Source organism: Brachybacterium sp. SGAir0954, assembly GCF_005490785.1.
GTDB lineage: Bacteria > Actinomycetota > Actinomycetes > Actinomycetales > Dermabacteraceae > Brachybacterium > Brachybacterium rhamnosum.
Genome location: NZ_CP027295.1, coordinates 976,081 through 990,057, shown reverse-complemented (window position 1 = coordinate 990,057; position 13,977 = coordinate 976,081). Strand labels below are relative to the sequence as shown.

At 72.9% G+C, this 13,977-nt stretch carries 12 protein-coding genes; 7 read left to right on the top strand and 5 right to left on the bottom strand.

Annotated features, from left to right (window positions below; all coding sequences use genetic code 11):
* Positions 1-281 precede the first annotated feature (281 nt).
* The 3 genes from C1N80_RS04350 to C1N80_RS04340 form a co-directional block, all read right to left on the bottom strand.
* On the bottom strand, positions 282-1,148 hold the full coding sequence (locus C1N80_RS04350; RefSeq protein ID WP_370297205.1) for a DUF1206 domain-containing protein: 867 nt from the start codon (positions 1,146-1,148) through the stop codon (positions 282-284).
* A gap of 111 nt (positions 1,149-1,259) precedes the next feature.
* Complete coding sequence (gene putP, locus C1N80_RS04345; RefSeq protein WP_137769657.1) at positions 1,260-2,765, bottom strand: sodium/proline symporter PutP; 1,506 nt, start codon at positions 2,763-2,765, stop codon at positions 1,260-1,262.
* Positions 2,766-2,875: 110 nt separating this feature from the next.
* The gene (locus C1N80_RS04340) at positions 2,876-3,724 is read right to left on the bottom strand and encodes a sugar phosphate isomerase/epimerase (protein WP_137769656.1); all 849 of its coding nucleotides are present in this window, start codon (positions 3,722-3,724) and stop codon (positions 2,876-2,878) included.
* A 219-nt stretch (positions 3,725-3,943) separates the two neighbouring features.
* Between C1N80_RS04340 and C1N80_RS04335 the strand changes: the two genes are divergently transcribed.
* The 3 genes from C1N80_RS04335 to C1N80_RS04325 all read left to right on the top strand — a co-directional run bounded on the left by C1N80_RS04335 (position 3,944) and on the right by C1N80_RS04325 (position 7,548).
* Complete coding sequence (locus C1N80_RS04335; RefSeq protein ID WP_137769655.1) at positions 3,944-4,597, top strand: VOC family protein; 654 nt, start codon at positions 3,944-3,946, stop codon at positions 4,595-4,597.
* Between the two features lie 94 nt (positions 4,598-4,691).
* Positions 4,692-5,717, top strand: coding sequence for a LacI family DNA-binding transcriptional regulator (locus tag C1N80_RS04330; protein WP_137769654.1), 1,026 nt, complete (start codon positions 4,692-4,694; stop codon positions 5,715-5,717).
* Between the two features lie 172 nt (positions 5,718-5,889).
* Complete coding sequence (locus C1N80_RS04325; protein WP_137769653.1) at positions 5,890-7,548, top strand: alpha-N-arabinofuranosidase; 1,659 nt, start codon at positions 5,890-5,892, stop codon at positions 7,546-7,548.
* Positions 7,549-7,655: 107 nt separating this feature from the next.
* Here the strand turns inward: C1N80_RS04325 and C1N80_RS04320 are convergent, their stop codons facing one another.
* Positions 7,656-9,173, bottom strand: coding sequence for an alpha-N-arabinofuranosidase (locus C1N80_RS04320; RefSeq protein WP_137769652.1), 1,518 nt, complete (start codon positions 9,171-9,173; stop codon positions 7,656-7,658).
* Between the two features lie 141 nt (positions 9,174-9,314).
* Here C1N80_RS04320 and C1N80_RS04315 point away from each other — a divergent pair, with 141 nt between their 5' ends.
* Genes C1N80_RS04315 through C1N80_RS04305 form a run of 3 tightly spaced genes read left to right on the top strand, consistent with a single transcriptional unit; the run spans position 9,315 to position 11,761 of the window.
* The gene (locus tag C1N80_RS04315) at positions 9,315-10,382 is read left to right on the top strand and encodes a LacI family DNA-binding transcriptional regulator (RefSeq protein WP_137769651.1); all 1,068 of its coding nucleotides are present in this window, start codon (positions 9,315-9,317) and stop codon (positions 10,380-10,382) included.
* 18 nt (positions 10,383-10,400) lie between these two features.
* Entirely contained in the window at positions 10,401-11,204 is an 804-nt protein-coding gene (locus tag C1N80_RS04310; RefSeq protein ID WP_137769650.1) for a thymidylate synthase, read from the top strand.
* The gene (locus C1N80_RS04305; RefSeq protein WP_137769649.1) at positions 11,204-11,761 is read left to right on the top strand and encodes a dihydrofolate reductase; all 558 of its coding nucleotides are present in this window, start codon (positions 11,204-11,206) and stop codon (positions 11,759-11,761) included. The genes C1N80_RS04310 and C1N80_RS04305 overlap by 1 nt, the downstream gene beginning before the upstream one ends.
* Here the strand turns inward: C1N80_RS04305 and C1N80_RS04300 are convergent.
* Positions 11,734-12,180, bottom strand: coding sequence for a hypothetical protein (locus tag C1N80_RS04300; protein ID WP_240811231.1), 447 nt, complete (start codon positions 12,178-12,180; stop codon positions 11,734-11,736). The two genes, C1N80_RS04305 and C1N80_RS04300, sit on opposite strands and share 28 nt — an antisense overlap.
* 262 nt (positions 12,181-12,442) lie before the next feature.
* Here C1N80_RS04300 and C1N80_RS04295 point away from each other — a divergent pair, with 262 nt between their 5' ends.
* Positions 12,443-13,918, top strand: coding sequence for a glycoside hydrolase family 43 protein (locus C1N80_RS04295; protein WP_137769648.1), 1,476 nt, complete (start codon positions 12,443-12,445; stop codon positions 13,916-13,918).
* Positions 13,919-13,977 lie beyond the last annotated feature (59 nt).

Here is a 13,977-nt window from a genome sequence, read left to right as displayed (position 1 = left end):
GTGGACAACCCTGCGCTGGGGAGGAACGATCGACATCACGACCTGCACAGATGCGCACACTCACCCGCCCACCATCGAGACGCAGGAAATCCCTGACGAGAAGAGGTCACGATCCGCGCCGATCACGATTCTCGGGAAGTACAAGATGTACATGATGTACGCGATTTTCTGGAGGGACCGTCGGCCGGTGCGCCACAGGAGCGAGAGACGGGGGCGCCGTCGACCGACGCGCCGCCGGCGAGGGGGGCGAGGTGGCGGGCAGAGGCGCTCCCCCACCGCCCTCACATGTCCGCGTAGCGGGAGCGCAGGATCGAGAAGACGCCGAAGAGGATGAGACCCACGCCCACGAGGATCAGCAACACGGTCCCGGCCGGGAGGGACGCCATCGTGGAGAGAGCGGCGTCGAGGCCGCCGGCCTTGTCGGGATCCGCGGTGATCGCCGCCCAGCCGAACAGGGCGCCCACGGCCACGAGCGCCACGCCCTTGGCGACGTACCCGGCGGTGCCGCTCACGGTCACGGCCCGGGAGACCGTGCGGTGGCGTCGGCCCTCGAGCTGCTTCTCGAAGCGGCGCGTCACCCCGGCGACGACGTGATAGATCCCGATCCCGATGATGACGAGGGCGACGACGCCCACGAGCAGCCGCCCGGCGGGGGCGGTCATGAGGGCGGCGGTCACCGAGTCCGTCTGCTGCTCGGAGGAGCTGCCGCTGCCGATCGCGAAGCGCAGGGCGGTCGAGGCGAGCGCCGCATAGACGATCGCCTTGCCGAGGGTCTTCACGACGTGCTGGGCGGCGTCCGCTCGACCGTCGGCCTGCCGGGCGCCGAACCAGGCCTCCGCGACGTGCCACAGGGCGAGGGCGATCATCGCGACACCGCCGGTCCACAGCAGCACGGGACCACCGGGGGCGGAGGCGATGGAGCGCAGGGCGCCGGACTGGTCCGCCTCACCGCCGGAGCCGAGGGCGATCCGCAGCGCGATCGCGCCGATGAGCAGGTGCACGAGCCCACTGACGATGAAGCCGGCGCGGGCGAGGCCCTCGAAGACGGGGTGCTCGGCGACCTCCTCGGCGGCGTCCTCGGCACGGCGCGCGGTGTCCTCCGCACGGCGGGCGGCGCGGCGGGCGTCCTCGGGCTGGGGCATGTCCATGGCGGCAGGATAGGGGCCCCGGACGGCGACGCGCCCCGCCACCGGGGACGGTGACGGGGCGCGTCGGGAACGTGGGGATCGTTCCCCAGGCCGCGGCGGTGCGGCGGGCGGTCAGGCGCCCGTGCGGATCTCCGCGACCGCCTGGTCGAGCTCGTCGATGGCCTCCTGCGGGGGCTTCGGCGTCACGAGGCTCACGAGCACCGCGACGGCGAGGCCCACGGCGAAGCCGGGGATGATCTCGTAGAGGCGGTCCGGCAGCAGCCCGAACAGGGTGCCGAGCTCCGTCTGCCCCCAGACGAAGGCGACGACGGCGCCGCTGACCATGCCGGCGAGGGCGCCCATCGCGGAGAGGCCGCGCCAGAAGAGGCTCAGCAGAACGACGGGGCCGAAGGCGGAGCCGAAGCCGGCCCAGGCGAAGCCCACGAGGTCCAGCACGGAGGCGTTCGGGTTCAATGCGAGCAGCAGCGCGAACACGGCGACGGCGAGCACGGCCGCACGGCCCCACCACAGCTTCGCCTTGGGCGAGGTGGCCTTGCCGGCGGCGCCGAGGAGGTCCTCGACGAGCGCGGAGCTCGTGACGATGAGCTGCGAGGAGATCGTGGACATGATCGCGGCGAGCACCGCGGCCAGCAGGAACCCGGCGATCAGCGGGTGGAAGAGGATCTGGGCCATGTCCAGGAACACCGACTCGGCGTTCTTGGTGTCCGTGAGGGACTGGCCCGGGTTCTGCTGCATGTAGGCGAGGCCCGCGATCGCGGTGAGGATCGCACCGATCACGCAGATGACCATCCAGCCGATGCCCACGGTCGCGCCGTACTTCGCATCGCGGGCGGAGCGCAGCGCCATGAAGCGCACGATGATGTGCGGCTGGCCGAAGTAGCCGAGGCCCCAGGCCACGTTGCCGACGATCGCGACGATGCTCGCCCCCGCGACGAGGGAGCCGAACTCGGGGTTCTCCGCGAAGGCGGAGTGGAACATCTGCGCGGGGCCGCCCGTGACGACCATCGCGACGATCGGCACGGCGATGAGGGAGACCATCATGATCAGGCCCTGGACGACGTCGGTGTAGCTCGCGCCGAGGAACCCGCCGAAGAGGGTGTAGACGATGGTCACGCCCGCCACGAGGAGCATGCCGACCACGTAGGAGCCGCCGAAGGTGGACTCGAAGAAGAGGCCGCCCGCGACCATGCCGGAGGAGACGTAGAAGGCGAAGAACACGAGGATCACGAGGCCCGCAGCGATGCGCAGCAGGCGCGTGCGGTCCCGCAGGCGGCTCTCGAAGAAGCTGGGGAGCGTGATCGAGTTGCCGGCGATCTGCGTGTGCTGACGCAGCCGCGGGGCGACGACGATCCAGTTCACGGCCGCGCCGACGGTGAGGCCGATCGCGATCCAGACCTCGACGAGGCCGGAGAGGTAGAGAGCGCCGGGCAGACCCATCATGAGCCAGCCGGACATGTCCGAGGCGCCGGCGGAGAGCGCTGCGGTGAACGGGTGCAGGTTGCGCCCGCCGAGCATGTAGTCCTCGCCGTCATCGGTCTTGCGGTACGCGTAGAGACCGATCGCGAGCATGGCCAGGAAGTAGATCCCGACCGCGATGAGCTTGAACGTCAGGTCCATGGGTCCTCCGAGGAGCGGGGTGGGGGAAGGGCGGGGAGAGAGGGGTGGAGCGCGGGGGGCCCGTCGACCGTAACGATCAGCGAGACGGGGCGCACATCGGCGCGGAGGGTTCAGACGGCGCCGATCGCACGGTCCGTGCGCTCCCGGATATCCGTGAGGACCTGCGCGATCGGCTGCTCGGCAAGCTCCTTCATGAAGGGCTCGACCTTGACCGGCCCGGTGTAACCGGCGTCACGCACAGCGTCCATGAATCCGTCGAGATCGATGACCCCGGTCGCGAAGGGCAGGCGCCGGTCGAGGTCCATCTGCTCGTCACGCTCGCGGTCGTCGCGGGCGTCATTGATGTCCACGGAGACGACGTCGGCGTCGGTGAGCCCGGCGAGGTCCTCGGCGCTCTCGCCGGCGGTGTACCAGTGGTAGCTGTCGAGGATGAGGCCGACGTTGCCGGCGCCGGTCTCCGCGATGAGCTCGCGGGCCTCGCGGATGCCGTGGATGAAGGGGAAGCGCTCGGTGGACCAGAAGGTCTTGGGGCCGATGTACTCCAGGCCCAGGCGGAGGCCGGAATCCGCGAGGAGCTCGGCGACGAGGGCGAGGCGGCCCACGTGGAGTCGCCAGTTCTCGCGGTGGTCGCGGTCCTCGTGCATGGGGCGGATCCAGGTGCCGACGGCGCTCACGCCCGCGGCGGTGAGCAGGTCGAGGGCGTCGGGGAGCTGGGCGAGGGCCTGGCGGAACTCCTCCGCGGGGGCGTCGAGGCCGATGGGCAGGCCCGCGATCCCCCAGCGCAGCCCCTTCTCGCGCACCGCGTCGCCGTGCTCGACGACGGCCTGACGGCTGGGGAGGGAGGAGAAGTACGAGGGATCGGGGTCGACGCCGCCGAATCCGAGGCTGGAGGCGAGGTCGACCGCGTCCGTGTGGTCGAGGGTCAGCCCGAGGGCACCGGGCGAGAGGCAGGAGAACATGCGCTCGAGCCTACGGGGCCCTGTGGCCGCGGTCACGTCTTCCGGAGGGAGAGGTCTTCGCTCGGAGGTCCGCACCCCACGGCGCCGCGGTCAGCACGCCGTTCCCGCACGAGCCGGCCGGGTACCGTCGTCGGCATCGACGTCGGCGCGCCACCCGCGCCGTCGACCACCCGCCCCCGGGTCCCGGTGATACCAGGGGCCCCGATCCCAGGAGCCCTCATGAGCATCCCCCGCCTGCTCGACCACGTCGTCATCGCCGGCCCCGACCTCGCCCAGCTCGTGGACTGGTTCCACGAGCTCACGGGGGTCACCGCCGCCCCCGGCGGCACCCACCCCACCGGGACCGCGAACGCGCTGGTCGCCCTCACGGTCGACGGCGAGCAGGGCCCGCGCTACCTCGAGCTGATCGGCCCCGATCCGGAGCGCGAGGGCGAGGAGCTGCCGAAGACCTTCAGCATCAACCGGCTGAGGAAGCCCACCCTCATCACCTACGCCGTGCACCCCGAGAGGATCGACGAGGTCGCCCGGCACGCCCGGGCCGGGGGCGTCGACCCCGGCGACGTGCAGGACCTCTCCCGCCGCACCGCGGACGGCGCCGAGCTGCGCTGGAGGCTGACCCAGGCGAAGGCCCCGCGCAACTACGCGATCCCCTTCCTCATCGACTGGGGCGACACACCCCACCCGGGGCTCGGCTCCGATCTGCCCGCGGTCGAGCTGGTCTCCTTCGAGCGCATCGAGGTGAACCCCGCACCCCAGCAGAAGGCGCTCGACGCCCTCGGTCTCGGGGACGGCGTCGCCGCGATCCGCGAGGCCCCGGGCTCCCGCTTCGTGCTGCACCTGCGCACCGCCGTGGGCCGCGACGTCGAGATCTGAGGCGGCGGCCCGCTCCGGCGCCACGATCCCGGCCGGCGCCTACCGCTCTCCGGTACCCTGCGCTGAGGTCACCGGCCCGGGCAGGAGGTGCGCGATGGCGCAGCGGATCACGATGGCGGCCGTCGCACGACGGGCCGACGTCTCGCCGATGACCGTCTCGAACGTCCTGCGGGGGAAGGCCAGCGTCGCCCCCGAGCTGCGGGCCCGCGTCGAGGAGGCCGTGCGGGAGACGGGCTACCACGTGAACGTCTCCGCGCGCACCCTGCGCTCCGGCCGCAGCGGCGTGATCGGCCTGCTCGCCCCGGGCACCGACTCCCCCTTCTCCTACTACGGGATGCTCGGCGGCCTCATCGCGCAGGAGGCCCGGCGCCACGGCCTCTCGCTCGTCACGGAGGCGCCCGAGGCGGATCTGCTCGCGGAGGTCGCCGCCGTGGAGCGCGCCCGCACGCTCGCCTACGACGGTCTGATCATCACCCCGCTCGCGCTGCGCCCGGAGGACGCGAGCCTGCTGCCCGCGGAGCTCCCCGTCGTCGTGCTCGGCGAGCGGCCCGCGCCGACGGGCACCGCCCACATCTCCCTCTCCAACCAGGAGGGCATGTTCGCCGCGACCACGCACCTGCTCGAGCGCGGCTGCCGGTCGATCGCCCTGCTGTGCGGGGACGGCCGGCCGGAGACGGATCCGCTGGCCCGGCGCATAGACGGCTACCGCGACGCTCTCGCCGCCTGGGGCGGGGTGGCCGACGAGCCGATGCTGATCCCGGTCACGGGCCTCACCGCGCAGTCCGGGCGCGAGGCCGCGCGGGACTCCGTGGACCGGGGGCTGCGCCCGGACGGCTACGTGGGCGTGACCGACTCGGTCATGCTGGGCGCCGTGCGCGGCCTCGCGGACAGGGGGCTGCGGGTGCCGGAGGACGCGCTCGCGATCGGCTTCGACGGCCTGCCCGAGGGCGAGTTCTCCCTCCCCTCGCTCTCGACGATCAGCCCCGATCACCGCTGGATCGCGCGCCGCGCCGTGGAGCTGCTGCGGGAGCGGATCGACTCCCCCGCCCCGGCGGAGCTCGGCGGCCTCGAGATCCGGGCGCCCTTCACCCTCGTCGAGCGCGAGTCCACGCGACGCTGAGGCGCGATGCCGCGCCGAGCCGCGCACCGACCACGCCCCGTCACCCCCTTGACTCTGCTCGTGTATCGATAAACGATGGTGCCGACGCGCGCGGGCCACCGTCGGCCCCGCGCTCCCGCAGCAGGCAGACCACCCCTTCAGACCGGCCCCGGCCGCCCTCCCAGGAGCCCCCATGACCAGCAATCGCCGCCGCTCGCTGTCCACAGCGCTGACCTCCGCGCTCGCCGCGCCCGCCGCCTCGGAGGTTCCCGCCCCGAGCGCCGCCGGCGCATCGGGCACCGCGACCCCGCCGCCCGCGCCAGCCGGCCCCGCGCAGGTGACCGTCGACCTCGACCAGGGCGGGGACACGATCAGCCGCCACGTCTACGGCCACTTCGCCGAGCACCTGGGCCGCTGCATCTACGAGGGCTTCTTCGTGGGCGAGGACTCCGACCTGCCGAACACCCGCGGCATCCGCGACGACGTCGTCGCCGCCCTGCGCGCCCTGCAGATCCCCAACCTGCGCTGGCCCGGAGGCTGCTTCGCGGACGAGTACCACTGGAAGAACGGGATCGGCCCCCGTGAGGAGCGGCCGCGCATGGTCAACTCCCACTGGGGCGACGTCGTCGAGGACAACTCCTTCGGCACCCACGAGTTCATGGACCTCGTGGAGCTGCTGGGCACCGAGGCCTACGTCAACGGCAACGTCGGCTCCGGCACCGTGCAGGAGATGTCCGAGTGGATCGAGTACCTCACCCGCTCCGACGACTCCCCCATGGCCGCCCTGCGCCGCAGCAACGGCCGCGACGAGCCCTGGACGGTGCCCTTCTTCGGCATCGGCAACGAGGCCTGGGGCTGCGGCGGCAACATGTCCGCCGAGGCCTACGCCGACCTCGCCCGCCAGTACTCGACGTACGTGCGCGACCACGCCGGCAACGAGGTCACCCGCATCGCGGCCGGCGCCCACGACGGCGACACCCACTGGACCGAGGTGCTCATGCGCGCCCTCGGCGAGGACCTCGGCCGGCAGGCCGACGGCGACCCCGCGCCCTTCCAGGCCGTCTCGCTGCACTACTACACGATGACCGGCCCCTGGACGGACAAGGGGTCGGCCACCGAGTTCACCGAGGACGAGTGGTATCGGGCGCTCTCCCGCGCCTCGTACATCGACGAGCTGCTCGCCCGCCACAGCACCGTGATGGACCGCTACGACCCGTACCGCAAGGTGGGCCTCGTGCTCGACGAGTGGGGCACCTGGTGGAACGTCGAGCCGGGCACCAACCCGGGGTTCCTGTACCAGCAGAACACCCTGCGGGACGCGCTCGTCGCCTCGATCCACTTCGACGCCTTCCACCGCCATGCGGGACGCCTGCTCATGGCGAACATCGCGCAGACGGTCAACGTCCTCCAGGCCATGATCCTCACGGACCCGGAGACCGGGGAGCTCGTGCTCACGCCCACGTACCACGTGTTCGCGATGAACGCGGGGCACCACGACGCCGCCGCCCTCCCGGTGCACGTGACCCTGCCGGAGGCCGCGGCGAGCGTGGACGGCCGCGACCTGCCGCTGCTCTCGGCGAGCGCCTCGACGAAGGACGGCTCGGCGCTCATCTCGCTGTCGAACCTCCACGCGACCGAGGCCCGCACCGTGGTCCTCGACCTGCGCGGCGCCGAGGTCACCGCGCGCCGCGGGCAGGTGCTCGCGGCGGAGTCCACCGCGGCGCACAACACGCCCGCCGCGCCGGATGCCGTCGCGCCGCGCGAGCTGACGACGATCCGCCCGCACGCGCGCGGCCTCGAGGTCGAGCTGCCCGCGGCGTCCTACGCGACGATCAGCCTCGACCTGGCCTGACCCCGCCCGGAGCACGCAGCGGCCGCCCCTCGCAGGAGGGGCGGCCGCTGTGCGTCAGGGGGTCGGCCCGGCCGGGGGACGCTCACCCGGCCGGACCGCGTCGGGGGTCAGGCCCGGCGGGCGAGCCGGACCAGGGTCCAGGAGATCGCGGGCAGGTCACCGGTGAGGTGGCCGTCCGTGAGGGTCACCGAGCCGTTGGCCGCGGGGACCACGGTCTCGGGGGCGTCCTGGGTGTTGGCCGCGTAGGGGTCCTCGTGGTGCAGGGTGAGGGCCTCGACGAGCTCGAGGTCGCCGAAGCCGGTGAGGTCGGCGTCCAGGGCGAGGGAGTCCTCCGCACCGCGGTTGACGACGAAGAGGGAGAGCGCGCCGCTCTCCTCGTCCCAGGTGGCGACGGAATCCGCGGTCGAGCTCTCGCCGAACCGGGGGTTCTCGAAGTTCGGCGCGGTCAGGCGCACGTCGAGCACCTGGCCCACCGCGTGCTTCGAGGTGAGGGCGAAGGGGTGGAAGGTGGTCTGCTTCCAGGCGGGGCCGCCGGGCGCGGTCATGATCGGGGCGATCACGTTGACGAGCTGGGCGAGCGAGGCGGAGGCCACGCGGTCGCTGTGGCGCAGCAGGGAGATCAGCAGGTTGCCGAACACCACGGCGTCCATCGCGTTGTAGGTGTCCTCGAGCAGCACGGGGGCGACGGGCCAGTCGTCGCCCTGCGGCGGGCGGGACTCGGCGCGGTGCTGGTACCAGATGTTCCACTCGTCGAAGCTGATCATGATGCGCTTGTCCTTCTTGAGCTTCGCGCGCACGTGATCGGCGGTGGCCACGACGGAGTCGATGAAGTGGTCCATGTCGTCGGCCGAGGCGAGGTAGGAGGCCTGGTCGCCGTCCTTCTCCGCGTAGTAGGCGTGCGCGGAGATCATGTCGACGTAGTCGTAGGCGTCGGTGAGGACGATGTTCTCCCACGCGCCGAAGGTCTCCATCGAGGAGCTCGAGGAGCCGCACGCGACGAGCTCGAGGTCCGGGTCCTCCTGGCGCAGCAGGCGCGCGGTCTCGGTCGCGATCCGCGCGTACTCCTCGGGCGTCTTGTGGCCGGCCTGCCAGGGGCCGTCCATCTCGTTGCCGAGGCACCACATGCGGATGCCGTAGGGGTCGGGGTGGCCGTTGGCGGCGCGCTGGTCGGAGAGGGCGATGCCCTGCGGGGCGTTCGCGTACTGGAGGACGTCGAGCGCCTCCTCGATGCCGCGGGTGCCGAGGTTCACGGCGTACATCGGCTCGACCTGGGCCTTCTCCGCCCAGGTCATGAACTCGTCGAGGCCCACGGTGTTGGGCTCGGTGGAGTGCCAGGCGAGGTCGTGGCGGGCGGGGCGCTCCTCGACGGGGCCCACGCCGTCCTCCCAGCGGTAGCCGGAGACGAAGTTGCCGCCGGGGTAGCGGACGCTGCTCACGCCGAGCTCGCGGGTCAGCTCGAGCACGTCGCCGCGGAACCCGTCGGCGTCGGCCGTGGGATGGCCGGGCTCGTGGATGCCCGTGTAGACGCAGCGGCCGAGGTGCTCGACGAAGGCGCCGAAGGTGCGCCGGCGCACGGGGGCGACCGAGAACGCGGGGTGGAGGGTCAGGGTGACGGTGGCGGACATCGGTGTGCGCATCCTGTCTGCAGTGGGGTGGGGGCACAGGGGTGCCGTCCGCGGGTGCGGAGCGTTTCTACAACGTTGCAGATATCCCACCACGTCCGCCCCCGCACGTCAATGCACGCCGGTCGGTGCAAGAATCTGCCCATGCCGACGCCGCCCCGACCGCTCCCGCAGCGTCCCCCGACCCTGCGCGACGTCGCCGAGATCGCCCAGGTCTCCATCAAGACCGTCTCCAACGTGGTCAACGACTACCCCTACGTGAAGCAGGCGACCCGCGATCGGGTGCTCGCCGCGATCGCCCAGGTGGGCTACCGCCCCCAGGCCGCCGCCCAGCAGCTGCGCACGGGCGCGAGCGGGCTCATCACCCTCGCCCTGCCCTCGCTCACCTTCACCTACTACTCCGACATCGCCCAGGCCTTCATCGACGAGGCCCAGCGCCGCGGGCGCACCGTCGTCCTGCACACGACCTCCGCCGGGCCGGAGGCGGAGCGCACCGTGCTCCAGGGCTTCGAGCGGGTGCTCGGCGACGGCGTCATCTTCAACCCGCTGCAGCTCTGGGAGGAGGAGCTCGCGCGCATGGAGCGCACGAGCCAGCCCACCGTCTTCATCGGCGAGCACCTCCCCGAGCAGCTGCCCCGTGGCTGCGACTACGTGAAGATCGACAACGAGGGCGCCTCCTTCGAGGCCACCTCGCTGCTGCTGGACCAGGGGCGCCGGCGCCTCGCCTTCCTCGGCGCGATCCCCTCCGCGCACGGCGTGCAGCCCCACAGCTCCGGCACGCTGCGCCGCGACGGCTTCCTGCGCGCGCTCGCCGCCCACGGCCTCGACCCCTCCGCGGCGACGATCCAGGAGGTGGGCGACTGGCACCGCCAGGACGGGGCCGACGGCGCCGAGGCCCTGCTCGAGCGCCTGCCCGAGGTCGACGGGATCGTGTGCGGCAACGACGACCTCGCGATCGGCGTGCTCTCCCGGCTGCGCCGCCACGGCCGCCGGGTGCCCGAGGACGTCGCGGTGATCGGCTACGACGACACGCCCGACGCCCCCTTCACCTCTCCCCCGCTCACCACCGTCTCCCCGGACAAGCAGGCCCTCGCCACCACGGTGCTGGACCTCCTCATCGAGCGGATCGGCGGCTACGACGGCCCGCCCCGCACCGTCATGACGCCCTACGACCTCGTGGTGCGCGAGAGCACTGCCCTGCTCCCCGCCTGAGGGGAGAGAATGGACCCGATGAACATCGCGACCCCGTACGAGGACCTCCTGCGCGACGTGCTGGCCACCGGCACGCACAAGTCGGACCGCACCGGCACCGGCACGCGCAGCGTGTTCGGCCGTCAGATCCGCTTCGACCTCTCCGAGGGGTTCCCGCTGATCACCACCAAGCGCGTGCACTTCCGCTCGCTCGCGATCGAGCTGCTGTGGTTCCTGCGCGGCGACACGAACGTGCGCTGGCTGCAGGAGCGCGGCGTGAGCATCTGGGACGAGTGGGCGGATGCCGACGGCGAGCTGGGCCCCGTCTACGGCGCGCAGTGGCGCAGCTGGCCCACCCGCGACGGCGGCGTCATCGACCAGATCACGCAGGTCGTCGAGCAGATCCGCACGAACCCCGATTCGCGCCGGCACATCGTCACCGCCTGGAACCCGGCCGACGTCCCCGACATGGCGCTCGCCCCCTGCCACGCCCTGTTCCAGTTCGAGGTGCACGAGGGGAAGCTGTCCTGCCAGCTCTACCAGCGCAGCGCGGACATGTTCCTCGGGGTCCCCTTCAACATCGCCTCCTACGCCCTGCTCACCCATATGGTCGCCCAGCAGGCGGATCTCGAGGTGGGCGACTTCGTGTGGACCGGTGGGGACGTGCACATCTACGACAACCACGTCGAGCAGGTGGAGCGGCAGCTGGCGCGCGAGCCCTTCGCCCCGCCGCAGCTGCGGATCACCCGCCGCCCGGACTCGATCCTCGACTACGAGTTCGAGGACTTCGAGGTGGTGGGCTACGAGCACCACCCGGGGATCAAGGCCCCGGTCGCCGTCTGATGGCGGAGCACGCGCCGCGCATCGGCATGATCTGGGCGCAGGCCCGGGGGGGCGTGATCGGCGCCGGCGGCACCATGCCCTGGCACCTCCCGGAGGACCTCCAGCACTTCTCGCGCACCACCGCGGGCGCCCCCGTCGTCATGGGCCGCCGCACCTGGGAGTCCTTCCCGCCGCGCTTCCGGCCCCTGCCGGGGCGCACGAACATCGTCATCACCTCCGATCCCGGCTTCGCGGCCGACGGCGCGCTGCGCGCGGGCTCGCTGGACAAGGCGCTCGACCTCGCCCGGGAGGACCTCGCGGCGCGGGCCTCCGCGGCCGAGGGCACGGCCGCCGAGGAGCCCAGCACGATCTGGGTGATCGGCGGCGGTCGCGTGTACCGCGAGGCGATGGACCGCGCGGACCTCCTCGTCGTCACCGAGATCGACCTGGACGTCGAGGGCGACACCCTCGCCCCCGCGATCCCCGCGGGCCTCACCCTGCGCGCCTCCGAGCCCGCGGAGGGCTGGTCCGTCGGCGCGTCGGGACTGCGCTACCGGGTGCTCACGCTCCGCCGCTGAGCACGGCCCCGGCCACCTCGGGCGACCCGGGCGAGCACCTCGGCGAGCAGCCCCAGGACCGCGCCGAGCACGATCCCCGTCACCAGGCTCGAGACGATCGCCGCCGAGCGCAGCACGAGCTCCTGCACGAGGGGATCGAGCCCTGCGAGCCGCCCGCCGAGCCGCGGGGCTGCGCCCGCGAAGGCCGCGCCCCACAGCAGCTGGTGCACGAGGGCCAGGAGCAGCGCGTGGACCACCCCGATCGCGAGGAGCGTGACGAACGGCCGCCGCACGCCGGCGAGCAGCGCGGTCGCCACCCACACGAACGGCGGGGCCACGACCAGCACGAGGTTCAGCGCCGTCCCCGGAGTGAGCACCCCCAGGTCGTGGAGCACCACCCGGGGGACGGCGAGCAGGGCGAGGCCCACGACGGCGATCACCGGCAGGCCGAGGGCACGACGGCCCCCCGGGGGCGCGGACGTCGGCTCTCGGGGGCGACGCGGCCGTACGTCGGGAGGCGACGTCGGCCCCCGGCCGGATGCCACTGGCCGTGACTTCTGCAACGTTGTAGATTGCTCGTGGCAGCGACGCCGACGTCCTGCCGCAGTGCCCCGTGCGACCACTCGCACGCACCCCTCCCCCGGGCCCGCAGCACCGGCGACCCCGTCACCGGCGCCGGCCCGGACCGACGAAGGAGTCACCATGAGCACGCTCTCCCGCCGCACCCTGATCGGCTCGACCGCCGCCCTCACCGCCGCCGGGGCCGCGGCCCTGACCGCCCCGGGCGCGACCGCCGCCCCACCACGGCGCACGCTCCCCGACCCCACGTTCGCCGAGATCTCCGTGCACGACCCCTCGATCGTCGCCGCCGGCGACGAGCTGTACGTCTTCGGCTCCCACCTCGCGGCCGCCCGCACGCCGGACCTCCTGCGCTGGACCGGCGTCGCGGATCTCGTCACCCCGGAGAACCCGCTCTTCGAGGACGTCACCGTCGAGCTCGCCGAGGCCTTCGCATGGGCGAACACCACCACGCTCTGGGCACCGGACGTGCACCGGGCCGACGACGGCCGCTTCCGCATGTACTACTGCGCGTGCGAGGGCAGCTCCCCGCGCTCCGCGCTCGGATCCGCCGTGGCCGACGAGATCACCGGCCCCTACCGCGACGAGGGCATCTTCCTGCGCTCGGGCCAGTGGGACCAGGAGAGCGAGGACGGCACGATCTACGACGCGCTCGTGCACCCCAACGTCGTGGACCCGCAGGCCTTCGTCGACGCCGAGGGCGTGCTGCGCCTCGTCTACGGCTCCTACTCCGGCGGGATCTTCCTGCTCGAGCTGGACCCCGCGACCGGCCGGCCCGTCCCCGGCCAGGGCTACGGCGTGCACCTCGTGGGCGGGAACCACTCCCGCATCGAGGCGCCGTACATCCTGCGCTCCGAGGAGAGCGGCTACTACTACCTCTTCGTCACCTTCGGCGGGCTCGACGCCGATGGCGGCTACAACGTGCGCGTGGGCCGCTCCCGCTCCGTCGAGGGCCCCTACCTCGACCATGCCGGGCACGACCTGCGCGAGTGCCGCTCCGACCCCTCCCTGCCGCTGTTCGACGACGCCTCGATCGAGCCCTACGCCGTGAAGCTCCTCGGGAACCACCGCTTCACGCAGCGCGACGGCGCCGAGGGCCAGGGCTACGTCTCCCCCGGCCACGTCTCCGCCTGGACCCGGCCGGGGACCGACGAGTCCTTCCTGATCCTCCACACGCGATTCCCGGGCCGCGGCGAGGAGCACGAGGTGCGCGTGCACCGCCTCCACCTCACCCGCACGGGCTGGCTCGTCCCCTCCCCGCACCGCTACGCCGGGGAGCCCGCCGCGACCGCCCGCGAGGCCCGCCTGCGCCGCGACGAGATCGTGGGCGACTGGCAGCTCGTGGACCACGGCCGCGCGATCTCCGCGGAGGTCACCGACTCGGTCCCCGTGACCCTCGGGGCCGACGGCACCGTCACCGGCGCCGTGCAGGGCCGCTGGCGCGCGGAGGGCTCCGGGCGAGCCGTGATCGAGCTGGACGGCGCGCGCTTCGACGGGACCTTCACCCGCGGCTGGCACGACGGCCTCGACGCCTGGACCCCGACCTTCACCGTGCTCGGGCCCGACGGCCGCGCCCTCTGGGGCAGCCGCGAGGTCTGAGCGGGCCGGACGCACGGCGGCGGCGCTCCCCGCGTGGGGAGCGCCGCCGCCGCATGGGA